This is a genomic window from Streptomyces sp. NPDC052299 (genome assembly GCF_040679335.1).
Lineage (GTDB): Bacteria > Actinomycetota > Actinomycetes > Streptomycetales > Streptomycetaceae > Streptomyces.
In genome coordinates this window covers 233,717-255,732 of record NZ_JBFAUP010000010.1, presented here as the reverse complement: position 1 = coordinate 255,732, position 22,016 = coordinate 233,717, and the positions used below count along the sequence as shown (strand labels likewise).

The 22,016-nt window shown below is 72.4% G+C and carries 17 protein-coding genes and 1 tRNA gene; 12 read left to right on the top strand and 6 right to left on the bottom strand.

The features are described 5' to 3' along the window. Positions 1 to 67 precede the first annotated feature (67 nt). Genes AB0L33_RS19505 through AB0L33_RS19485 form a run of 5 tightly spaced genes read left to right on the top strand, consistent with a single transcriptional unit; the run spans position 68 to position 4,060 of the window. Positions 68 to 1,942 carry an ATP-binding protein gene (locus tag AB0L33_RS19505; protein WP_365682972.1) on the top strand — a complete coding sequence of 625 codons (1,875 nt, stop codon included), beginning with the start codon at positions 68 to 70 and terminating at the stop codon, positions 1,940 to 1,942. A 7-nt stretch (positions 1,943 to 1,949) separates the two neighbouring features. After that, positions 1,950 to 2,384, top strand: a complete 435-nt coding sequence (locus tag AB0L33_RS19500; protein WP_073965658.1) for a roadblock/LC7 domain-containing protein — start codon at positions 1,950 to 1,952, stop codon at positions 2,382 to 2,384. 2 nt (positions 2,385 to 2,386) lie between these two features. Continuing rightward, positions 2,387 to 2,758 (top strand): DUF742 domain-containing protein, encoded by a 372-nt coding sequence (locus AB0L33_RS19495; protein ID WP_164403317.1) that lies wholly within the window; start codon positions 2,387 to 2,389, stop codon positions 2,756 to 2,758. Next, positions 2,736 to 3,476, top strand: a complete 741-nt coding sequence (locus tag AB0L33_RS19490) for an ATP/GTP-binding protein (RefSeq protein WP_365682970.1) — start codon at positions 2,736 to 2,738, stop codon at positions 3,474 to 3,476. The genes AB0L33_RS19495 and AB0L33_RS19490 overlap by 23 nt, the downstream gene beginning before the upstream one ends. After that, positions 3,473 to 4,060: a GAF domain-containing protein gene (locus AB0L33_RS19485; protein ID WP_365682968.1), complete on the top strand. Its 588-nt coding sequence runs from the start codon at positions 3,473 to 3,475 to the stop codon at positions 4,058 to 4,060. The genes AB0L33_RS19490 and AB0L33_RS19485 overlap by 4 nt, the downstream gene beginning before the upstream one ends. On the opposite strand, the gene AB0L33_RS19480 is transcribed toward AB0L33_RS19485, so the two are convergent. From AB0L33_RS19480 to AB0L33_RS19460, 5 genes are all read right to left on the bottom strand, one after another. Then, positions 4,061 to 5,983, bottom strand: coding sequence for a DUF2264 domain-containing protein (locus tag AB0L33_RS19480; protein ID WP_365682966.1), 1,923 nt, complete (start codon positions 5,981 to 5,983; stop codon positions 4,061 to 4,063). 28 nt (positions 5,984 to 6,011) lie between these two features. After that, positions 6,012 to 8,435: a polysaccharide lyase 8 family protein gene (locus tag AB0L33_RS19475; RefSeq protein ID WP_365682964.1), complete on the bottom strand. Its 2,424-nt coding sequence runs from the start codon at positions 8,433 to 8,435 to the stop codon at positions 6,012 to 6,014. Between the two features lie 28 nt (positions 8,436 to 8,463). After that, the gene (locus AB0L33_RS19470) at positions 8,464 to 9,858 is read right to left on the bottom strand and encodes a M60 family metallopeptidase (protein WP_365682962.1); all 1,395 of its coding nucleotides are present in this window, start codon (positions 9,856 to 9,858) and stop codon (positions 8,464 to 8,466) included. 158 nt (positions 9,859 to 10,016) lie between these two features. Continuing rightward, entirely contained in the window at positions 10,017 to 11,111 is a 1,095-nt protein-coding gene (locus AB0L33_RS19465) for a LacI family DNA-binding transcriptional regulator (protein WP_365683062.1), read from the bottom strand. A 95-nt stretch (positions 11,112 to 11,206) separates the two neighbouring features. Beyond that, a complete protein-coding gene (locus tag AB0L33_RS19460; RefSeq protein ID WP_365682960.1) occupies positions 11,207 to 12,196 on the bottom strand; it encodes a hydroxyacid dehydrogenase in 990 nt (329 codons plus the stop codon). A gap of 340 nt (positions 12,197 to 12,536) precedes the next feature. Here AB0L33_RS19460 and AB0L33_RS19455 point away from each other — a divergent pair, with 340 nt between their 5' ends. The 7 genes from AB0L33_RS19455 to AB0L33_RS19425 all read left to right on the top strand — a co-directional run bounded on the left by AB0L33_RS19455 (position 12,537) and on the right by AB0L33_RS19425 (position 20,755). Further along, positions 12,537 to 13,559, top strand: a complete 1,023-nt coding sequence (locus AB0L33_RS19455) for an ABC transporter permease subunit (RefSeq protein WP_365682958.1) — start codon at positions 12,537 to 12,539, stop codon at positions 13,557 to 13,559. A gap of 82 nt (positions 13,560 to 13,641) precedes the next feature. Next, positions 13,642 to 14,502 (top strand): carbohydrate ABC transporter permease, encoded by an 861-nt coding sequence (locus AB0L33_RS19450; protein WP_365683060.1) that lies wholly within the window; start codon positions 13,642 to 13,644, stop codon positions 14,500 to 14,502. A 51-nt stretch (positions 14,503 to 14,553) separates the two neighbouring features. After that, positions 14,554 to 16,227 carry an extracellular solute-binding protein gene (locus tag AB0L33_RS19445; RefSeq protein ID WP_365682956.1) on the top strand — a complete coding sequence of 558 codons (1,674 nt, stop codon included), beginning with the start codon at positions 14,554 to 14,556 and terminating at the stop codon, positions 16,225 to 16,227. Continuing rightward, complete coding sequence (locus AB0L33_RS19440; RefSeq protein WP_365682954.1) at positions 16,224 to 17,690, top strand: M1 family metallopeptidase; 1,467 nt, start codon at positions 16,224 to 16,226, stop codon at positions 17,688 to 17,690. Before AB0L33_RS19445 ends, AB0L33_RS19440 begins: the two co-directional genes overlap by 4 nt. Further along, positions 17,687 to 19,879: a right-handed parallel beta-helix repeat-containing protein gene (locus AB0L33_RS19435; protein ID WP_365682952.1), complete on the top strand. Its 2,193-nt coding sequence runs from the start codon at positions 17,687 to 17,689 to the stop codon at positions 19,877 to 19,879. Before AB0L33_RS19440 ends, AB0L33_RS19435 begins: the two co-directional genes overlap by 4 nt. Before the next feature lie 119 nt (positions 19,880 to 19,998). After that, a tRNA-Pro gene (locus AB0L33_RS19430) sits at positions 19,999 to 20,072 on the top strand. A gap of 80 nt (positions 20,073 to 20,152) precedes the next feature. Continuing rightward, on the top strand, positions 20,153 to 20,755 hold the full coding sequence (locus tag AB0L33_RS19425) for an HAD family phosphatase (RefSeq protein WP_365682950.1): 603 nt from the start codon (positions 20,153 to 20,155) through the stop codon (positions 20,753 to 20,755). Positions 20,756 to 20,765: 10 nt separating this feature from the next. Here AB0L33_RS19425 and AB0L33_RS19420 read toward each other — a convergent pair whose 3' ends face one another. Beyond that, complete coding sequence (locus AB0L33_RS19420) at positions 20,766 to 21,827, bottom strand: LacI family DNA-binding transcriptional regulator (RefSeq protein ID WP_365682948.1); 1,062 nt, start codon at positions 21,825 to 21,827, stop codon at positions 20,766 to 20,768. Positions 21,828 to 22,016 lie beyond the last annotated feature (189 nt).

Here is a 22,016-nt window from a genome sequence, read left to right as displayed (position 1 = left end):
TGCCCGACCACCGTAGGTGCCACCACATGAACGCAGATGCCTGGGGCCCCACGTACCGAGGACGCTGATGTCTCAACTTCGCGCACCCGACGCGCGACCGGATCGACGAGAGGGCGGGCGGCACGGCCGACCGGGCGCCCGTTCCCACTCGGCCGCGGCCAGACCACGCGCCGCCCGCCCGACCCCCGAGGCGCGCATACGCCCTCAACTCCTGCGCACCGCAGTGCTGCCGGCCCTCGCCGTCGCCCTCGCGGGCGCCGCGGCCGTCATCTTCACCGCCCGCGCGGGCCACGCTCGGCCGTCCACCGAACTCTGGATCGCCCTCGGCTCGGCGGCCGCCCTCGCGCTCGCCGCGATCCTCGCCGCCTTCCTGGCCGCCAACCGCGCCGCCACCGCGGTCTTCGGCCGCTGCCTCGCACTGCGCCGGATCAGCGCCCAGAACCAGGCCGACCTGCAAGGCGTCGTGGAGAAGCTGCGCGACGGCGAGCCCGTGCCCGCCCGCCGCGCCCCGCAGAACCAGCCGCCCGGCGGCGACCCCTTCGAGCTGCTGGCCCAGGAGCTCGGCCGCCAGCAGGAGGCCGCCGTGGCCGCCGTCGTCGAGGCCTCCCGGCTCTCCGAGCCCACCGGCGAGGACCAGAAGGTCGAGGTCTTCGTCAACCTCGCCCGCCGCCTCCAGTCGCTGGTGCACCGCGAGATCCAGCTGCTGGACGAGCTGGAGCACGAGGTCGAGGATCCGGACCTGCTCAAGGGCCTCTTCCACGTCGACCACCTCGCCACCCGCATCCGCCGCCACGCCGAGAACCTCGCCGTGCTCGGCGGCGCCGTCTCCCGCCGCCAGTGGAGCAACCCGGTCACCATGACCGAGGTGCTGCGCTCGGCGATCGCCGAGGTCGAGCAGTACCCCCGGGTCAAGCTCGTCCCCCCGATCGACGGCACCCTGCGCGGGCACGCCGTGGCCGACGTCATCCACCTCCTCGCCGAACTCGTGGAGAACGCCACGGTGTTCTCCGCCCCGCACACCCAGGTCCTGCTCCGCGCCCAGCGCGTCACCGCCGGGCTCGCCCTGGAGGTCGAGGACCGCGGACTCGGCATGCCCGGCGACGAACAGAAGCGGATGAACGCCCTGCTCACCGACCCCGACCAGGTCAACGTCGCGCGCCTCCTCCAGGACGGCCGCATCGGCCTCTTCGTGGTCGCCTCACTGGCCCGCCGGCACGGCATCGCCGTCCGGCTCCAGAGCAACATCTACGGAGGCACCCAGGCCGTCCTGGTGCTCCCGCAGACCCTGCTCGGCGCCGACGAGGACGCCCCCGGTGCGGCCGGAGAAGCACCCGTCCCGCCCCCCGGCCCCGTGCACCGCCCGCCGCCCCTGGAGGAGCGCCCCGCCCCGCGCGAACCGGCGCCCGCCCCCGAGCCGGAGCGCCGGCCCTACGTCCCCAGCCAGCAGCCGGGCCCGCACCGGACCCCGGCCCAGCCGGGCCCGGCCGGCCAGGACGGCGCCCCGCCCCTGCCGATGCGCGCCGAGCGCACGGACCGGCCCGCGGACAACGCGCCGCCCACCGCCGCGACCGCCGACGGACCCACGCCCAAGGCCGCCACCGACCGGCCCCTGCTGCCCAGGCGCGCCAACCAGGAGCACCTGGTCCCGCAGCTCAGGGAGGCCCCCGCGCCCCGGCCCGGGGACGAACCCGTCCTGCACGACCCCGGGCTCGTCGCCGCCTTCCGGCGCGGCATCGACCTCGCCGAGGCCCGCGCCGAGGCCGAGCAGGAACCCGCCCCCGAGGCGCCGGCCGGTGCCACGCACATGACGACGGCCGCCCAGCTGGGCGCACCCGCCCGCCCGCTCCCCGTCCGGGGTGGCGCCCAGCCCGCGCGACTGCACGGAGCCGGTGCCCAGCCCGGCGACCACGACCCACTCGCAGCGAACCCCATCAAGGAGTAGATGCCCCATGGCGACCGATACGCCGTCCGGTCAGGTCTCGGACCTCGACTGGCTGCTGAGCGGCCTGGTCCAGCGCGTGCCGTACACCCGGAGCGCGGTCCTCCTCTCCGCCGACGGGCTGGTGAAGTCCCTCCACGGCATGGACGCCGACAGCGCCGACCACATGGCAGCGCTGGCGGCCGGCCTCTACTCGCTCGGCCGCAGCGCCGGGGCGAGGTTCGGGGACAACGGAGAGGTCCGGCAGGTGGTCGTGGAGCTCGATTCGACGCTGCTCTTCGTCGCCACCGCCGGCTCGGGCACCTGTCTGGCCGTCCTCGCCGGCCGCAACGCCGACGCCGCCGTCCTCGGCTACGAGATGACCATGCTGGTGAAGAGCGTGCGGCCCTATCTGATGACACCGGTGAGACAGACGGCCGGGACACCGGGCACCGCGGGGCTGTGACCATGGCGGTCACCCAGGACGGGCCGCTGCTCGACGACGCGGCGGGCCGCCTCATCCGCCCCTACACGGTGAGCAACGGCCGTACCCGTCCCACGGCCGTGCTCGACCTGCTGTCCCTGGTGATGGCCACCGGAAGCGTTCCGCAGACCCACCTCGGCCCCGAGCACTCGGTGGCCCTGGGACTGTGCGAGGGCCCCACATCGGTGGCCGAGATCGCCGCCCATCTGCGGCTGCCCGCAGTCGTGACCAAGGTCCTCCTCTCCGACCTGGTCGACTGCGGCGCCGTCACCGCACACGCGCCCGCCTTCCAAGACACGCCCACCGACCGACATCTGCTGGAGGCAGTGCTCGATGGCTTACGACGACAGCTCTGACGGCTACGGCTACCCGGACGGCTCCGGCTCCGGCTATGGCTACGGCTACGCGGACGAGGGCTCCGGCGGCGGGTACGGGCAGGACACCGCCACCGCCGAGTACGTCCCGCCGCAGGCCGCGCCCGAGGGCTTCCCCGTCGCGTTGAAGGTGCTGGTCGCCGGAGGATTCGGCGTCGGCAAGACCACGTTCGTCGGCGCCGTCAGCGAGATCGCGCCGCTGAGCACGGAAGAGCTGCTGACCCAGGCGAGCGCCGGGACCGACAGCCTGGAGGGCGTCGAGTCCAAGACCTCCACCACGGTGGCGATGGACTTCGGCCGCATCACGCTGGACGACCAGCACGTGCTGTACCTGTTCGGCACCCCGGGCCAGGAACGCTTCTGGTTCATGTGGGACGAGCTCTCGCAGGGCGCGCTGGGAGCCGTCGTGATCGCGGACACCCGAAGACTGGAGGAGTGCTTCGCCGCCGTCGACTTCTTCGAGCGGCGCGGCATCGGATTCGTCGTCGCCGTCAACGAGTTCGACGGCGCCTACCGCTACGGCCCCGAGGAGGTCCGCGCCGCGCTCGACCTGTCGCCGGAGGTGCCGGTCGTGCTCTGCGACGCCCGCATCGCCAGCTCCGGCACCGGCACGCTGGTGACGCTGGTCCAGCACCTCATCAATGCCACCGACGACGCCGTGCCGCTCCCCGGGCACGCCGGATTCGGGGCCGGGCAGTGATCCCGCGCGTCGCCGGGCGGCTGCTGCTGACCCCGGTCGACGGCGAGGCGCCCGCCCGCGCGCGGCGGCTGCGGAGCCTGGGACTGGGGGAGCGGGACGACGCCTCGTTCGACAACTTCGACGCCTTCGCCGACAGGGTGGCCGAAGTGACGGACGTTCCGTTCTCGATGGTCAACTTCATCGACGGGAACCGACAGTTCTACGCCGGACTGCACACCCCCGCCGGGACCCGCAAGGGCTCGGACCTGGGGGCCACCGCGGCGGGCAGCGGCCGCAACGGCCGTTACGTGGCCCTCGACCACGGCTACTGCCCGCACGTGGTCGTCCGGCGCAGGGCGCTCGTCCTTGAAGACGTCTGCGACTACCCGCGCTTCGCGGGCAACCCCGTCGTGGACGACATAGGCATCCGCTCCTACCTGGGGGCGCCGCTCATCGACCGCACCGGGATCGCCCTGGGCGCCGTCTGCGCCGTGGACACCGTGCCCCGCCCCTGGGGAAGGGCGGGGCTCGACACCATCAAGTCCCTGGCACAGGAGCTCATCGGCCATCTCGACCGCAGGGAGGAGCACGGACCGGGCTTCTGATCAGACCTCGACCGTGCGGCCGTCCAGGAAGCCCAGCGTCACCGAGTCCCCGGCCACCCGCACGCGTACGGCCGAGCGCAGCGCCTCGGGGTGGACGCTGTCCCGGGAGAGCACCACGAGCGTGACATGGACGCTCCGGCCACCCGGGTGGGGAGCGCTGCGCAGATACGGGACGGCCGAGTGCGGTCCGTACGCGTTGGACTCCACGTCCCGCGCCACCTCGGCGTCCTCGGGCCCGCCGTCCCAGCCGTACAGCCCGACCACCGCGCTGGACAGGCCGTCGGCGGTCCGGGCGAGCGCCCAGCCGGGGCCCGAGGCGGCGAACGGGCTCGTCCGGTGCGCGACGGCGTGGCCGCCCTCCCGGACCACGGCGCCCTCCGGCGCCTCGACCCTGTGCACCCGGATCTCCCACGGCCCGTGCAGCACGCTCGTCGTCTCGATCCGGTACGCGTGCTCGTCGCCCGGCAGCCGGGCCGCGGACCAGGACGCGGCGACGCGGTCCTCGCAGCGCACCGGATGGATGCGGCGCCGCCGGGACGGGGTGCCGTCCGGGGCCAGCAGCGCCAGGTGGTTGTCGATGTTCCGGGCGAAGGCGTGCGGCGCGGACTCCGGGGCGGTCGCCGTCGAGTAGGCGAGCTTCGCGTAGTGCGGGTCGTCGTCGGCCGCCCCCGCGTCCGGGTCGGTGTCGCCCGCCGCCGGGAGCGGATGGTGATCGCTGCCGTGGTTGACCAGCCGGACGATGCCGTCGTGCCGGGTGCCGTGCAGCAGCCAGCCGGGCGCCGGAAGCGCGGTGCAGGTGTCGGACTCCTCGACGGGCAGCGGCAGTTCGCGCGCCGTCCACACCTCGTGGTCGGCCGGGAGCAGCAGCCCGAGGAAGCCCTTGCTCGCCCAGTACGGCGACGCCGGACCGGAGTACGGCTGCGTCGTCGGCAGGAACGTGTCGTACCAGCCGAGCGTCAGCAGCCCCCGCTCGTCGGGCACCCCGCGCTCCGCGAAGTGGCGCAGCGTCCCGGAGGCGAGGCGCCGGGTGAGCCCGGGCGCGAGCGGGGTGCAGTCCGCGACGGCGCCCATCCAGACCGGGGCCAGCGCCGCGAAGCGGTAGCACAGCGAGCGACCTTGGTGGACCGGGGCGCCGTCGGCGCCGAAGAAGCCCGGGTAGTCCTCCAGGAAGCGGCTCAGGCGTTCCCGGTAGACGGCAGCCCGGCCGCCGTCGCCGTCGGGGCCCGCGATCCGCGCCCACAGCAGCGGGTACAGATGCATGGCCCAGCCGATGTAGTAGTCGAAGTTGCGCCCGCTGCCGTCGGTGTACCAGCCGTCGCCGACGTACCAGTCCTCGATCCGGTCGAGCCCGCCCTCGATGTCGGACTTGCTGTACGGGGCGCCGACCGATGCCAGGAACTGCTCGGAAACCACCTGGAACAGACGCCAGTTGTTGTCCCAGGTGCGCCCGCCGACGAAGCCGGAGAACCAGTCGGCGATCCGCTCCTGCACCCGGGCGTCGAGCCGGTCCCAGATCCACGGCCGGGTCTCGTGCAGCGCGATCGCGACGGACGCCGCCTCCACCAGCTGCTGTGAGCAGTCCGTCAGGCGCGGCCACGCCTCACCGCTCGCCGGATCGGTCCCGGCCGCGAGCCCCGCCGCGTACCGCTCGGTGAGGGCGGGGTCGACCGCCCCGCCCGCGCCCGCGATCCGGAACGCGGCCAGCAGGAACGACCGGGCGAAACCCTCCAGCCCGTCCGACACGACACCGGACCAGCTGTTCCGGCCGGGCAGCCGGTACTGGGCGAAGCCCGGTGTCGCGTACGGCGTCAGCGCGTCCAGCATCCGGTCGGCCGTCGCCTCCCAGTGGGCCCGGGTCCAGCCGGTGCGGGAGGACAGGAGCCGGTCGGTGGGCGGCAGGTGCAGATGCGGGGCGACGGACATGACGGTGGTGCTCCTGGTGTGTGCGGGGTTACTGGACGAGTTCGGCGCGGTGGGTGTGGCCCCGGGAGCCGCCGACGGCGACCGTGAGCAACGGCATCCGGCCCGGGGTGAGTTCGACCGTGGCGTCCGCCTCGGCCGTCTCGCGGACGGCGAACGGCAGGCCGATCGTGACGGAGGTCCCCGTCCGGCCCGGGTCGGCGACCGCCACGGACACCCGCCCGCCGCGCCGCCGCACCAGGACCGTCGCGGGACCGGACGCGGTGATGCCCGCGGCCGTCCCGGCGGCCCAGAAGTGCACGGCGGTCAGACCGGTCCTGCGGTCCTCCACCGCCTGCGCGGTGGTGTTGTTGGCGAGGACGCGCACCGGCCGGGACGCCGACCAGGCGGCGGTCGCCGCGGCCGAGGCGCCGGGCAGCAGCGCGTAGGCGTATCCGGCGTCGGTGGGGGCGGGGCCGTGGTCGAGCCAGAGGGTGAGGTAGCGGCGGGTGACGGGGTCGGTGCTGCCGCCGGTGTCCGCGCCCGTGTCGATGGCCCGCCAGGTGCCGGTGCGCTCCTCGCGCAGGGTGCGCAGGGCGGCTCCGTCCGGCAGCACATAGCCGCCGACTCCCTCGATGTGCGCCCAACGAGCTTGACCAGAAGCGCTGTTGTGTCCCGGCGCGGCCGAGTGAGGGACGCCGTCCACGAGCAGCCGGTTGCGGCCGTCCGCGCCCAGATTGCGGTTCTCGATGACCGTCTCGACCGGGTGGCCACCGTCCGAGGTGATGCCCGCGCCGAGCGCCACGACCGTGTTGTCGAGCAGGAACCACGCCTTCAGTGCCCGCAGGCTGCTGCCCGGGGCGCCGATCAGCTCCATCGCGGCGGCCGCGTACCGGCCGTCCAGCGTGGCGCCGCCCGCCACGGCGTTCGGCGGCCGGTAGGTGGAGGTGCCCGCGCCGGTGCCCAGGTCGACGCGCGGGCGGGTGTCCACCGTGGTGCCCGGCAGGCGGTACGGGTCGACGGTCGGCCAGAACCCGTCGTTGTACTGTCCGAGGTCGTCGCCGTCGTACAGGTACGTCATGCCGTCGCCGGTGTACCAGCCGTGCAGGTTCTCGCCGTTGCCCGCCTCGTACGCGGAGATGCGCTTCGAGGAGAGCGACAGGGTGCAGGCCCAGCCGGGGCGGCGGTGGACCACGCGGTCCATGTCCGCGAAGACGAAGCTCCCCGTGATGCGGGGCGCGGGCCGTGTCCCGCTGTCGGCCAGCACCGCCTTGGCCAGGGCCAGCTGGGGCAGCGTGGCGAGTGCGGTGAACGGGGTGGTGCGGTTGCGGGTGAGCCAGCCCTTGACCAGCGGGCGCCAGCGGTCCGACCATTCGGCCGGGGCGCCCGTGGCCAGGAGCAGGATCGCGGCGACGGCCGCCGCCCCGTCCCGGTGGTCGCCCGCCCGTTCCCGGGAGACGGCCCGGCCGCGCACCGCGTCCATCATCAGCCCGTCGAAGATCACCGGGACGAAGCTCCGCTCCACGGCCTCGTACATCACCGAGACCTTGGGGTCGGTCACCGCCCAGGCGGAGCCGGCCAGGAGCGAGAGCAGCCAGGCCGCCCCGCCGAGCAGGACGGTGCCGTAGGAGCCGGTGTACGCCACCTCCGTGTGCTGGACGAACGAGCCGTCCTCGTAGAAGCCGTCACCCGAAGTCGTGTAGCGGAACAGGCTGTTGCGGCCCGAGTCGCGTACGTCGGAGAGGGCGTCGCGGGCGGACGCCACCTTGTCGGCGTCCTTGCCCAGCAGCCCGCGCAGCGCAACGATCACCGCCTTGTCGGTGCGGTTGGCGCCGGTCTCGGGCAGCGTGGGGGAGTTGGTGCGGCGGTCCGCGTCGGGGCAGAACCGGTCCACGACCGCGAGGTAGTCCGTGAGATCGGCGGCGGGCAGGTGGGTGCGCAGCAGGACACAGCAGTCCATCAGCGCCCGTGGCGCCCCGATCTCCCAGAACCACCAGTTGCCCGTCTCCCGTGCCGACGGGTGGTAGGCCGTGTCGTACGCGAACCGCAGCGCCCCGAGCAGGGCGTCGGCCGTCTCCGCGCTTCCGGAGAGCGAGGTGCCGGGGGTGGACCAGGCGACGGCGAGCGTGCGCAGCCGGGTGTAGCTCTGGCCGAAGTTGCCCGGGTCGGTGAGCGGAGAGAGGTCGGACCACAGGGCGGTCCGCCCGGCGCTCCGGTCCAAGGCGTCCCACAGGGCGCCCGCCGTGGCGTCCAGAGCGGCGACGCCGGCGGCGAAGTCGGGGTCCGAGGCGTCGAAGGCGCCGCCGGTGAGGAGGGTCGCGGCCCGCTCCAGGAGGGCGTCGAAATCGTTGATCGGTCCCTCCTCGGCGCCGGCCTCGGCCGTCGCGGCCCGCGCCGCCCTGGCCGGGCCCGCCGTCAGGACCACCGACGCCGTGGCGCCGCTCGCGGCGAGAAGGGTCCTTCTGCTCAGATGCATGATGACTCCTTTCCTCGTCGTCGCGGTGTCAGTCGGAGAGTGTGCCCGGGTCCACGGGTGGCTGCGGCAGACCGAGAGCGGCGAGCTCCGCGCGCCCCGTGGCGTCGATGGGGAACGCCCAGGTGTGCACGAAGAAGTCCGTGAGGTCATAGCCCGCGATCCGGCTGGAGCAGGTGGCCAGCGCCCGGTATCGCTTGGCGTCCTCGGTGTAGTCGGACTGCGGGTTCTCCTCGCGCACCAGCTTGTGCAGGCGCGGCCAGAAGTCCTCGCCGAAGGCCAGTTCCAGCTGACGCAGCGGCACCAGCTTCTCGTACGCCCCGAACGACTTCTCGTAGGTGAGACCGGGCGTCCCGAACTTGTCCCGCGAGCTCTGGAAAACGGTCTGGCCGGTCGCCGGGTCGACCGTGAGCAGGTTCGACGGCTGATCCAGGGTGCGCTGCGCGGCCAGCGAGTAGATGTTCACGGTGACCTCCGTGAGGCCGCCCGGCTTGTACGCCATCTGCTGATGGAGGTGGCCCAGCTCGTGATACAGCCCCCAGCCGCGGGTGCGCAGGCCCTCGACGGTGGTGGCCCGGTCCAGATAGGCGCGCGGGAAGCCGTTGTAGCCGTGCGTGGCGTAGGCGCCGACGCCGGTCGGCACCTTGCTGACCTCGGTGAAGTGGTACGGCCCCGCTTTGCGCCGGTGCAGCGGCTTGGAACCGTCGAGACCGCTGATCCGCGCGTGTGAGTCGATGATGGTCTCGACCAGCCGGAGCAGCGCCGCGTGGTCCTCGCCGCGGTACAGCAGGGCGCCCTCGCGGGTCAGCGTCATGATCGTGTGCGGGGCGTGCAGCTCCACCCAGGGCGACTCGGTCAGCGTGTCCAGCTGCCGCTGGTAGTCCGCCTCGTCGGTCCGGCCCAGCGTGAAGACGGGCATGCGGACCGCACCGGACCGGAAGACCACGCCCGCCCGCTCGCCGTCGCCGGTGAGCGTCAGGTAGACCGGACCGCCGTGCGGATCGGTCACCGTGTTGGCCCCCGCGGTCAACGGGTAGCTCCGGGGTTCGGTGACCTCGCCGTAGTAGTCCCAGGCGCCGATCCAGAGCGTGGGCACGAGGTCGTCGTACGGCTGGACGGTGAGCGAGAGCGGGGTGCCCGCGGGCACGTGGAGGCCGGTCGGCTGGAACTCGGAGCCGCGCAACGCCTGGGCGAGCCGCAGCCGTTCGGCCTCGGCGGCGGGGCGTCCGGTGACGGTCACGGAGACGGGGCGTCCGGTGGGCAGGCCGGTCGCGGGCCCGGCGTGGGCGACGGTGGCGGTGAGGCCGAGGACCGCCGCGGCTCCCGCGCCCGCCGCCGCGCCGAGGACGGCGCGGCGGCCCACGAAGGAGGCGGACTCGGTGGCGGATTCGGTGGCGGGGGAGGCGGACGGGGTGTGCTTGCGCATGCGGAACTCTCCCTGCAGTCGTGAACGAGGGGCGAAGGCGTCCGAAACGGTGGGGGGTGCTCCGTCAGCATGTAAGCGGTTGCTGTAGAGCCGCAAGGGGAGTCGGGAAGTTACTGTGATTTTCTATGGCCAACTGCGGACAGGCAGGAAGTAACCGGTCACTTGCGGAGCGGTCTGCCGGACCGAGGCGCCACGGAATCGCGTACCACGATGTGGGTGCCGAGCCGCAGTGCGCCCGTGGTCGGTTCCCGCCAGTCGTCCTCGTCCCCGCCGGACACGGCGAGCCGCACCGCCTGGCGGCCCATCTCCTCCAGCGGAACGTGGACGGTGGTCAGCCGGGGCCGCAGCTCCTGGGCGACCGGGATGTCGTCGTACCCCACCAGCGAGACGTCCTTGGGCACCCGCAGGCCCGCCTCCTCCAGCGCCTGCGCGGCCCCGGCCGCCACCATGTCGTTGGCCGCGAAGACGGCGGAGAACTCCGGGCCGCCCCGCAGGAGTTCGGCCATCCTGCGGTACCCGAAGCCACGGCTGAAGGCGCCCGGCTGGGCCAGCTCGGGATCGACGGGGACGCCCCGCAGTTCCAGGGCGCGACGGTGCCCGGCGAGCCGGTCGCGGGTGGTGGAGAGCTTGGGCGGACCGCCCAGGTAGAGGATGCGCTCATGACCCTGCATCAGCAGGTGGTCGGTGATCGCGAAGGCGCCGCCCTCGTTGTCGTACTCCACGGCCACGGTCGGCGCGGACTCGCCGAGCGGGGGCCGGCCGCACAGGACCAGCTTCGAGCCGCCCGCGTCCAGCTCGCGTGCCCGGCGGGCCAGTTCCGAGGTGTAGCCGCGGTCCGCGATGGAGCCGCCGACGACAACGACCGCGTCCGCCCGGCGCTCGTGCATGAGGTCGATGAAGGCCAGCTCGCGCTGGGGGTCGCCCTGGGTGCAGCAGACCAGGCAGAGCCGTCCGCCGAGCGCCGCCTCCCGTTCGACCCCGCGCGCGATGTACGCGTAGAAGGGGTCGATGACCTCGTTGACGATGATGCCGACGGTGCGGTTGGAGACCCCGGCCAGGGCGCGGGCGTGCGCGTTGACCACGTAGCCGAGCTCGCGCATGGCGGACTCGACGCGCTCCCGGGTCGCGTCGGCGACGGGGTAGTTGCGGTTCAGGACGCGTGAGACGGTGGCCGTCGAGACGCCCGCGCGCCGGGCGACGTCGGTGACCGTCGCCCGCCGCTGTCCGTCCCCGGCCGTGCTCTGCCGGCGCATCCGGCTCACCCCCTGAAGGCTGTTGTGTGACGACGAGCCTAGTGCCGCGGCGGGCCCGGTCCGCCGCGATCCCGGAGCCCGCGGCGGAAGGGCGGTCACGCGATCCTCCCCAGGTCGGCCCGGTGCACGGGGTGCTCGAACGGCTCGCCCCGGGCGAAGCGCTCCAGCTCGTCCACGGCGAGGGCCCCGAGCCGGCCGACCTCGTTGCCCTGGGCGCCCGCCAGGTGCGGGGTCAGGAACACGTTGGGCAGGTCCCACAGGGGGTGGCCGGGCGGCAGCGGCTCGGGCGAGGTCACGTCGAGGACCGCGTCGAGCCGGCCGCTGACCAGGTGCGGGGTGAGCGCCTCGGTGTTCACGAGCGGGCCGCGCGCGGTGTTGACGAGCAGCGTCCCGGGGCGCATCAGGCCGATCCGGCGGGCGTCGAGCATGTTCCGGGTCTCGGGCGTGTCCGGGGCGTGCAGGGTCACCACGTCGCTCGTCGCCACGAGGGTGTCCAGGTCGGCCGGGGTCACGCCGAGGAGCGCCGCCTCGGCCGCGCTCACGTACGGGTCGTGCAGCAGGACCTCCGCGTCCAGCGCCGTCCGCAGCAGCTCGATCACGCGGCGGCCGATGCGGGAGGCGCCGACCACTCCTACGGTCAGACCACGGGTGCCGAGCCAGTGGTGACGGTCCAGGTCGGCCGCGGTGCGGTGGGTGCGGCGGGCCCGGTAGAGGTCCGCGAGCGGGAACGCGCGCTTGGCACCCATGATGATCGCCGCGAGCGTGTACTCGGCCACCGGCACGGCGTTGGCCGCGGCGGCCGAGGAGACGACGATGCCGCGGTCGAACGCGGCCGGTGACAGAAACGTTTTCACCGTGCCGGCCGCGTGGACGACGGCCCGCAGCGCGGGCGTCCGGTCCAGCAGCGCCGGGTCCACCGGCGGGCAGCCCCAGCCGGTCAGCAGCACCTCCGCGGCGGACAGGGCCCGGGCGGCGGCGGGCGAGTCGAATTCGCTGATCACCGCCGGATCGAGCAGTTCGGCGGTCTCCTCGAGACGTGACCGGACGGCGGGCGGGAAGACGTCGTCCAGCAGCCCCGTGCTCATGACCAGAACCGTGCGCGGCCGCCGCCCGGGCGGTTCCGCTGCCTCGGCACCGGAACGGGACGGCGCCTCTTCGGTGGTTCGCACCCTGCCTCCGGATAGTAATCGTGTTCTATCGAATGACCGGCACGCTAGGGAGGTCCACGGCCGACCGTCAAGCGCACGACCAGCGCGAATGGGCAGCTCAGGCCGATTTGTTGGCATTCTCCACCCCGGAATTCACCTCGAAGGTGGACCGGCGACGAAGACGTTCGCCCAGATCTCTTGACGCTTGGGTTAACCGCTTACTAACTTGCCGCCGCAGAAGGCACACCACGCGCCACCCAGCCGAACAGGACCCACCATGGCTGACACAGCACCCCCGCTGCCGCGCGAAAAGCGGCGAACGCGGCGAAGGCAGGCCGAGGAGCCCGCCCCGTCGCCGGGCCCGGCCCTCGCCGCCCCGCACCGGCTCACGCTCGGACAGCGCCTCAAACGCGACCGGGTGATGCTGCTGCTCACCCTGCCCGGCCTGCTCTACTTCATCGTGTTCCACTACGTGCCGCTGCTCGGCTACGTGGTGGCGTTCCAGGACTACCAGCCCTACCTCGGCTACATGCACAGCGTCTGGGTGGGCTTCGCCAACTTTACCGCCGCGTTCAGCGAACCGGCCTTCTGGAGCGCGACGTTCAACACCCTGGAGATCGCCCTCGTCCAGCTGGTGTTCTTCTTCCCGGTGCCCATCGCCCTGGCGCTGCTGCTCAACAGCATCGCCAGCGACCGCATCAGGCGCTTCGTGCAGAGCGTGGTCTATCTGCCGCACTTCATCGGCTGGGTCATCATCGTCTCGATCTTCCAGCAGATCCTGGGCGGCGCGGGCGTCCTGCCCGACGTCCTCGGCAGCATGGGCCTGCCCCGCTACGACATGATGAGCGACCCGGACGCCTTCCCCTGGCTGCTCACCCTCCAGGTGGCCTGGAAGGACGCCGGCTGGGGCACGATCATCATCCTCGCCGCCCTCCTCAACATCGACCGGCAGCAGTACGAGGCCGCCGCGATCGACGGAGCGGGACCCCGGCGGCGGCTGTGGCACGTGACGCTGCCGGGCATCGCGCCCGTGCTGATCCTGCTGCTCATCCTCAACCTCGGGCAGATCCTCTCGGTCGGCTTCGAGCAGATCCTGCTCCAGCGCGACGCGGTCGGACCGGACGCCGGCGAGGTGCTCGACACCTACGTCTACTACCACGGCATCAAGGACAACGACTGGGGCGTCGCCGCCGCCGTCGGACTCGTCAAGGCGGTCATCGGCACCGCACTCGTGCTGGGCGCCAACAAGTTCGCCCACCGACTCGGCCACGAAGGGGTGTACCGCGGTGCTGACCGCTGAGAAGACGCGCGCCACGGCCCGGACCACCACACCGGAGCCCTCGCCCGCCCCCGTACGCAAGTCCGACGGCCGTCCGCCGTGGATGGAGCGCCCGACCCGCATCGGTCAGACCGCGAAGGCCGTCGCCGTCGTCGTGGTCGTCCTCGCCGTCGCGTACCCGCTCGTCGGCGTCATCGGGACGAGCTTCGCCTCGCAGACCGACATCATCAAGAGCTCCGGCCTCGTCCTGTGGCCGGACCACCCCACCCTCGACGCCTACCGCACGATCTTCACCGGCGGCGTCGTCAGCCGGGCCCTGATCGTGTCCGTGGGCATCACCGTGTTCGGCACCCTCGCCAGCCTGCTCGTCACCGTCGGCATGGCGTACGGGCTCTCCCGACGCGAGGTCACCGGCTCCCGCTTCATCCTGATGACCGCCCTGTTCACCATGCTGTTCAACGCCGGCATCATCCCGAACTTCCTGCTGGTCAAGGGACTCGGCCTGTACGACACCTATGCGGCGCTCGTCATGCCCACCCTGGTCAGCGCCTTCAACCTGGTCGTCCTGCGCTCCTTCTTCATGAACCTGCCGGAGGAGCTGTACGACGCGGCCAAGGTGGACGGCGCCGGGGACTTCCGCATCCTGGTCCGCATCGTCCTGCCGCTGTCCAAGGCCGTCCTCGCCGTCATCAGCCTCTTCTACGCGGTGACGTACTGGAACGCCTTCTTCAACTCGCTCCTGTACCTCAACGACTCCGACAAGTGGCCGCTGCCCATGGTGCTGCGGACCTACGTCCTCCAGGGCCAGAGCCTCGACTCGGCCGCGTCCGGCGAGGCGCTGGCCCCGCAGCAGGCCGTGCAGATGGCGGTCCTGGTGATCGCCGTCGTCCCGATCCTCTGCGTCTACCCGTTCCTCCAGCGCTACTTCACCAAGGGCGTGCTCACCGGCGCCGTCAAGGGCTGAGCACAGCCGCCGCTCCCCGCTTCTTCCTTTCCCTCTTCCAAGGAGATCCAGGTGTCGAGCTCCACCCCCATCAACCGCAGAGCACTCTTCCGCCTCGGCGCCGGCGTCGGTCTCGGGCTGGCCGCCGCCCCGCTGCTCGCCGCCTGCGGCGACGGCGGTACGACCGCGAAGGCCGAGGCGAAGAGCGCGTCCCTGCTGCCGCACAGCACGGTCCGCAACATCGGGCTCAAGCCGGACCTGGCGGGCACCGCGGCCGGCGTCCCGCAGGGCTTCTTCAACTACCCGGCCAAGCCGCTGCGGGCCACGAAGGGCACTCCGCTGAAGGGTGCCAAGGCGATCAGCGCCACGATGGAGACCTTCTCCCCGCCGCCGCCCTCGCGCGGCAAGAACGTCGCCTGGCAGGAGATCGAGAAGCTGCTCGGCGCCCGGGTGAACATCACCGGTGTGCCCTCCGACGACTACAGCACCAAGTTCTCCACCATGGTCGCCAGCGACAGCCTGCCGGACCTCTTCATGTACCCGGAGAGCGGTGGCGTCGACAACAAGGCCGCCTTCCTCCAGGCCAAGTGCGCCGACCTCACCCCGCACCTCGCCGGGGACGCGATCAAGGACTACCCCAACCTCGCCGCGATCCCGGAGGCCGCCTGGCAGGGCGCGATCTTCGGCGGCAAGCTCTACGGCATCCCGATCGCCCGCTCCGGCACCGGCGGCGCCGGTTTCTACCGGCACGACCTGTTCGAAGAGGTCGGCGTCACGAGCCTCGACCAGATCACCGACCTGGACCGCTTCGTCGAGGTCTGCAAGGAGCTGACCCGGCCCAAGAAGGACCAGTACGCGATCATCGCCGGGGTCACCACCGTCCTCGCCATGTCCGCCGGCGCCCCCGCCGCGTGGCGGCTGGACGAGAAGACCGGCAAGTTCACCTCCGATCTGGAGACCCCGGAGTACCGCAAGGCCGTCGAGACGGCCCGTGCGCTGTACAAGGCGGGCTGCTTCTACCCCGGCACCCTCCAGATGTCCGGTGCGCAGAAGGCCCAGTACACCGACATGTTCAAGAACGGCAAGGGGGCCTACGTCTACGACGGCATGCCCAGCTATCTGGCGCCCGGCGTCGGCTACGTGGCCACGATGAAGGCGATCAACAAGAAGTTCGACCCGCGCCCGTTCGTGCCCGTCGGCAAGGACGCCGTGACCTGGATGGACAACGTCGCGCTCCAGAACACCCACATCACCAAGGCGTCCGGGGACCGGGTCAAGGAGATCCTGCGGTTCGCCGACTTCGCGGCCTCGCCGTTCGGCAGCCTGGAATACACCCTCATCAACTACGGCGTCGAGGGCAAGGACTTCACCCGCGACGCCAAGGGCAACCCGGCGCTCACCAAGCGAGGCACCCAGGACGTCACCGTGCCCTGGAAGATGGCCGCGTCCGCCGTGCCCGCCGTCTTCAGCGCGGACTCGGAGGACGGCGTGCGCCATGTCCACGACGCCTTCACCAAGATGATCCCGATGATGGTGCCGGACGCGACGCTCCGCTACTCCTCGCCCACCTGGGACTCCAAGGGCTACGGCAGCCTCAGCACGCTCAAGGGCGACGTGATCAAGGACATCGTCGCCGGCCGCAAGCCCATGTCCGCCTACGACCAGCTGGTCAAGGACTACCTGGCCAAGGGCGGCGAGAAGGCCCGCGGCGAGTTCGAGGAAGCCTTCCAGAAGGGGAAGAAGTGACCACCCGCCGCTCGCTCCTCGCCCTCGGCACTGCCGCCGCGGCGGCAGCAGTCGCCGTTCCCGCCCTCTCCACCCCCGCCGCCGCCCGGCCGCACGGTTTCCACCCGGAACCCGGCTCCGACGGCGTCGGCGACCCGCTCTTCCCGACCCTCGGCAACGGCGGCTACCAGGTCACCCACTACGACCTCACCTTCGACTTCACCCCGGTGACGTACGACTTCACCGCCACGGTGAAGATCAGCGCCAAGGCCACCCAGGACCTGTCCGCCTTCAACCTGGACACCGACGGCCACACCATCGAGGCCGTCACCGTCGCCGGCCGTCCCGCCACCTGGCAGCTCACCGCCGGCCGGAGCGGCCAGGAGCTGACCGTCACCCCGGCCCGCCCGGTCCGCGAACACCAGGCGTTCACCACCGAGATCCGCTACCGCGGCAACGGCAAGGCGCCCCGGCTCGGCCTCACCGGCTGGCGGTTCGGCAGCGACGGCGGCTTCGCCTCCGCCGCCCAGTCCTCCCGCGCCGACACCTTCCTGCCCTGCAACGACACCCCCTCCGACAAGGCGACGTGGACCTTCCACATCAGCGCCCCCGAGGGCTACGTCGCCACCGCCAACGGAGAGTTGACGCACCGCACACCACGTTCCGACGGCTCCTCCGTCTGGCACTTCGCCCTCCGCGAGCGCATGGCCACCGAACTCATCGGCATCGCCGTGGTCAAGGGCACCTACCTCTACGGCAGCAGCCACACCGGCCTGCCCCTGCGCCACATCGTGCCCCAGGGCAAGGAGGACACCTACGCCCCGGTCGTCGCCCGCACCGCCGACCATCTGGCCTGGCTGGAGGCGAAGTTCGGCCGCTACCCGTTCTCCGTCTACGGGGTGCACATCTACGACGGCTACACCGACGCGCTGGAGAACCAGACGCTGTCCCTCTTCGGCACCAACTGGTTCAAGCCCAACGCCCAGGGACAGCCCGGCTACGAGACCACCATGGTCCACGAACTCGTCCACCAGTGGTTCGGGGACTCGGTCACCCCGCACGACTGGCAGCAGGCCTGGCTCAACGAGGGCCCCGCGGTCTACTACGCCGGTCTGTACGGCGAGGAGCGCGGCTGGTCCGTCCTCGCGGACAAGATGAAGGCCACGTACGAGAAGCTCGACGCCGTCCGCGCCGCCGACGGCCCGCCCGGACTGCCCAAGGCACTCGGCGGCACCAACATCTACGACGGCGGCGCCCTCGTCCTCTACGCCCTGAACCAGCGCATCGGCCGGCGCTCCTTCGACACGGTCATGCGCGAGTGGGTGCGGCGTTTCAAGGAGTCCACGTACACCTCCGAACAGTTCATCCGGCACACCGTCGACGTCACCCGCGACCGCTCCCTCGACCCGTTCCTGCGCGACTGGCTCTTCGGGGCCGTCAACCCGCCCATGCCCGGCCACCCCGACTGGAAGGCCACCGCGTGAACCGCCCCCTGAACGTCGTACGAGCCGCCGCCGCATCCGCCACCGCCGCCCTCCTGGCCGCCCTGCTCGCCGCCCCGGCCACAGCTGCGCCCGCGCCCCGCACCCTGTACGCCGCCCCGGACGGCCGCGGCACCGACTGCACCAACGCCCGCCCCTGCACCCTGGACGGCGCCCGCGACCTGGCCCGCACGGAGCACGACCGCGCCGTCCGCGTATTCCTGAAGGACGGCACGTACCGGCGCGACGCGCCCCTGGAGCTCGGCGCCGCCGACTCCGGGACCACCTGGGCCGCCGCCCCCGGCGCCCACCCCGTCCTCTCCGGCGGCCGGGACCTCACCGGCTGGCGCGAGAACGCCGACGGCTCCTGGACCGCCGCCGTCCCCGCCGGTGTCACTCCGCGCCAGCTCTTCGTGGACGGCCACCGCGCCGTCCGCGCCCGGGGCGAGGCATGCCCCGCCGCCACCTGTGACGCCACCGCCGACGGCATGACCGGCGCCACCGCGACCGGCATCGTCCACTGGGCGCACCCCACGGACGCCGAGGCCGTCATCCGCGTCCGCTGGCGCAACTACCACTGCCGGATCGCGGGCGTCAGCGGTGACACCCTCACCTTCGCCCAGCCCTGCTGGACCAACTCGGCGAGCGGCACCGGCCGCACCGGCCCCGCCTGGGACACCACCGCCGTCGACTCCAGCCGCTACAGCGGTGTCGCCTTCTTCGAGAACGCCGCCGAACTCCTGGACGAGCCGGGCGAGTTCGTGTGGAGCTCCGCCGACCGCACCGTCACCTACCTCCCGCGCGAGGGCGAGAACATGCGCCACGCGCGGGCCGTCACCCCGCACACCGAACAACTGCTCACCGTGGACGGCGCCCACGACCTCACGGTCAGCGGCATCGGCTTCGCGTACGCGGCCTACCGGCAGCCCGGCACCGACGAGGGCTACGCGGGGATGCAGGCCGGTCTCACCCTGACCGGAGCCACCGGCCCCGTCGACCACGCGGGCCGCTACTACACCAAACCGGCCGCCGCGCTCACCGTGCGCGGCGGCCGGCGGGTCACCGTCGACACCGCGAGCTTCACCCACCTCGGCGGCGCCGGAGCCGTCCTGGAGGCCGGCACCCAGGACAGCGCGCTCACCCGCTCCACCTTCACCGACCTCTCCTCGGGCGCGGTCTACGTCGGCGACACCGAGGCCATGCCGGAGCCCGCACTGGCCGGGGAGCGGAACACCGTCGCGTACAACACGATCAGCCGCACCGGCGTCGAGTACACCGACGCGGTCGGCATCTGGGCCGGTTACGAGGCGGAGCTCACCGTCGACCACAACAGCCTGGACCACCTTCCGTACTCGGCGATATCCGTCGGCTGGGGCTGGAACCAGCCCGAGGCACAGAAGTCCGTCCTGCGCGACAACAAGGTGACGAACAACCGCATCACCGACGTCATGGAGGTCGCCCGGCAGCAGCACGACGGCGGCGCCATCTACACCCAGGGCGCCCAGCCCGGCACGGTCGTCGGCGGCAACTACATCAACCGTTCCGCGTACGGCAACACCGAACGCGACGGCAACGGCATCTACCTGGACGAGCAGTCCTCGTACATCACCGTCGAGAACAACGTCATCACCCGCATCGGCTACAAGTGGGTCTCCAACTGGGCGGATTACGGCATCCGGAACACCGCGCGCGGCAACTGGACCGACACCGCCGCCCCCGCCCTCGGCGGCACCGGCTCCGTCATGACCGGCAACCACACCGGCCTCGACCGCCTCCCGGCCGCCGCCCTGGCCGTCGCCGCCCGCGCCGGCGCCCACGGCGGTCCGGTCGAGCAGCTGCGCACCGACCTGGCCCGCACCGGCACGGCCACCCAGTCCTCGACGGACGGCACCGCCACCGCCGCGCTCGCCCTGGACGCCGACACCAACACCGACACCCGCACCCTCGCGGAGCCCGGTGCCTGGTGGCAGGCGGACCTGGGAACCACCCGGCACATCCGCCAGGTCGAAATCTGGAACGACGCCTCGATGACGACGTCCGACTTCGACATCGTCACCGACGACACCACGGTGCACGTCAGCGGGAAGGCCCTCCGCCCCACCGTCGTGGACCTGGACAGCCGCACCCGCACGGTCCGCATCGTGAAGACCGGCACGGGCCGGGTCGCGCTCTCCCAGGTGCTGATCCACTGAGAGTGCCCGCCCGGACACGGAGTGCTTCTGCCGGGAAAGCGGTTCGTGACCACCCGATGAAGTGCGGTATTGTTCTCATGCGCGTTCGGCCAGGGGGAAACCCCAGGTCAGGCGGGCATCGGGACGTGGCGCAGCTTGGTAGCGCACTTGACTGGGGGTCAAGGGGTCGCAGGTTCAAATCCTGTCGTCCCGACTGGTGACAGTCGTAGGCCGAGGGCCGGTTCTGGAGAAATCCAGAACCGGCCCTCGGCCGTTCCGGCTAGGTTGCCCCGCATGAAGCCTCGGGTTTTCCTCTTCGACCTCGGCGGTGTCGTGTGCCGCTTTCACCGCGAGCGGCGGCTGGAAGCCCTCGGGGCCGCGTGCGGTCTTCCCGCCCGGCGCGTGGAGGCGGAGCTCTACGCCTCCGGGCTGATCGCGGCCTGGGACCGGGGGCGGGGGAGCGCCGGTGACGTGGAGCGGGAGATCCGGCGGCGCCTCGGATTCGCCGGTACGGCTGAGGAATTGCGCCGCGTCTGGTGCGGGGCGTTCGAGCCCGACCCCGAGGTCCTGGCCACGGCCGACCTGGTACGGGACCGGCCGACCGCCCTGTTCACGGACAACGACGCGTTGCTGCGCGCCGGGCTGCCCGAGCGGCTGCCCGAGGTGAACGACCGCTTCGACGTGCTCGCGTTCTCCTGCGCGCTCGGTGCGGTCAAGCCCGCCGAGGAAGCCTTCGCGGGCGCGCTCGGGCTGCTCGGGGCCGTCCCCGGTGAGGCGTTCTTCGTGGACGACCGGGAAGCCAACGTGCGGGCGGCGCGCGAGCTGGGCCTGACCGCCGTGCTCTTCGAGGGCGGCGCCGCGCTCCGGCGGACCCTGGAGCGGCTGCTCGCGGACTGAGCCCCGCCGCTCACCAGGCCCCGACGGGCCCGGCCACCCCCTCCGTGGACTCGCGCAGCACCAGGCGGTGCGCCACCACCCGGTCCTGCGGGGACACCGGAGCGGGGTCGTGCGCCTCGTCCGGGCTCCGCGTGGCCTCATCGACGCGGCGCAGCAGCAGATCCACCGCGACCCGGGCCACCGCTTCCTTGTCCGGGGCGACCGTGCTCAGGGACGGCACGCTGAAGCGCCCGCCCTCCACGTCGTCGAAGCCGATCACCGCCACGTCCTCGGGCACCCGGGCCCCGTAACCGTGCAGCGCGCGCAGCGCGCCCAGCGCCAGCTGGTCGTTCAGGCAGAGCAGGGCGTCCGGCCGGATGCCGACGGCCAGTACCCGGCGGACCGCTTCGGCGCCGTCGCTCATGTGGAACGCGTCCACCGGAAGCAGCGACGCCGGGTGGTACGGCAGACCCGCCCCGGACAGCGCGAGGCGGAAGCCGCGGGTGCGGGCCTGGGCCGTGCCGACGCAGCCGTCGTCCCGGCCGCCGACCGTGAGAATGCGTCGCCGGCCCAGGGCGAGCAGGTGCTCGGTTGCCTCGCGGGCCGCGCGTTCGTTGTCGATCGCCACGTGGTCCGCGCCCTCGTTGAGCAGCTCGCCGAGCAGCACGGTCGGCGGCGGTCCGGTGTGGGCGCGCAGGTCGTCCGGCGCGAGGGCGAGCGGGCTGAGGATGACGCCGTCCACGAAGTTCGAGCCGAAGCCGGCCAAGGCGGCCTTCTCCCGTTCCCGGTCGCCGCCCGACTGGTGGATCAGCACGGTCAGGGAGCGTTTTTCGGCCTCCCGGACGACGTGCCGGGCGAGCTCCGCGAAGTACGGGACGTCGAGCTCGGGCACCACCAGGGCGATGACTCCGGTGCGTCCGCTGCGCAGATGGCGGCCGGCGAGGTTGATGCGGTAGCCGAGGTGGTCGATGGCCTCCTGCACCGCGCGCCGCGTCCGGTCGGAGACGTGCACATAGTCGTTGAGCACGTTGGACACCGTTTTCTCCGACACCCCCGCGTGCCGTGCGACGTCCTTGATCCTCGGTCGTGCCACCCGTGACTCCCCACCCTCGGTACGCGCCGAGTCTATGCCGTGTCCCCGTCGGCCCCCGGACCGATGGGCGGTGCAACCGGCACAGGTGATGACCCAGCTCTTTACAGCCAATGTACATCGATGTAAAAACAGGTCACCGCTCCGGGAGACCGGCGCGGATCACCCCGATGTGCACGGGCGGCCGACGGC

Excerpts from the sequence above, each read along its gene's own strand:
- AB0L33_RS19425 (WP_365682950.1), top strand. The coding sequence starts at position 20,153 with ATGAAGCCTCGGGTTTTCCTCTTCGACCTCGGCGGTGTCGTGTGCCGC.
- AB0L33_RS19500 (WP_073965658.1), top strand. The coding sequence starts at position 1,950 with ATGGCGACCGATACGCCGTCCGGTCAGGTCTCGGACCTCGACTGGCTG.
- AB0L33_RS19495 (WP_164403317.1), top strand. The coding sequence starts at position 2,387 with ATGGCGGTCACCCAGGACGGGCCGCTGCTCGACGACGCGGCGGGCCGC.
- AB0L33_RS19505 (WP_365682972.1), top strand. The coding sequence starts at position 68 with ATGTCTCAACTTCGCGCACCCGACGCGCGACCGGATCGACGAGAGGGC.
- AB0L33_RS19470 (WP_365682962.1), bottom strand. The coding sequence starts at position 9,858 with ATGCGCAAGCACACCCCGTCCGCCTCCCCCGCCACCGAATCCGCCACC.
- AB0L33_RS19460 (WP_365682960.1), bottom strand. The coding sequence starts at position 12,196 with ATGAGCACGGGGCTGCTGGACGACGTCTTCCCGCCCGCCGTCCGGTCA.
- AB0L33_RS19490 (WP_365682970.1), top strand. The coding sequence starts at position 2,736 with ATGGCTTACGACGACAGCTCTGACGGCTACGGCTACCCGGACGGCTCC.
- AB0L33_RS19480 (WP_365682966.1), bottom strand. The coding sequence starts at position 5,983 with ATGTCCGTCGCCCCGCATCTGCACCTGCCGCCCACCGACCGGCTCCTG.
- AB0L33_RS19450 (WP_365683060.1), top strand. The coding sequence starts at position 13,642 with ATGGAGCGCCCGACCCGCATCGGTCAGACCGCGAAGGCCGTCGCCGTC.
- AB0L33_RS19465 (WP_365683062.1), bottom strand. The coding sequence starts at position 11,111 with ATGCGCCGGCAGAGCACGGCCGGGGACGGACAGCGGCGGGCGACGGTC.
- AB0L33_RS19475 (WP_365682964.1), bottom strand. The coding sequence starts at position 8,435 with ATGCATCTGAGCAGAAGGACCCTTCTCGCCGCGAGCGGCGCCACGGCG.
- AB0L33_RS19455 (WP_365682958.1), top strand. The coding sequence starts at position 12,537 with ATGGCTGACACAGCACCCCCGCTGCCGCGCGAAAAGCGGCGAACGCGG.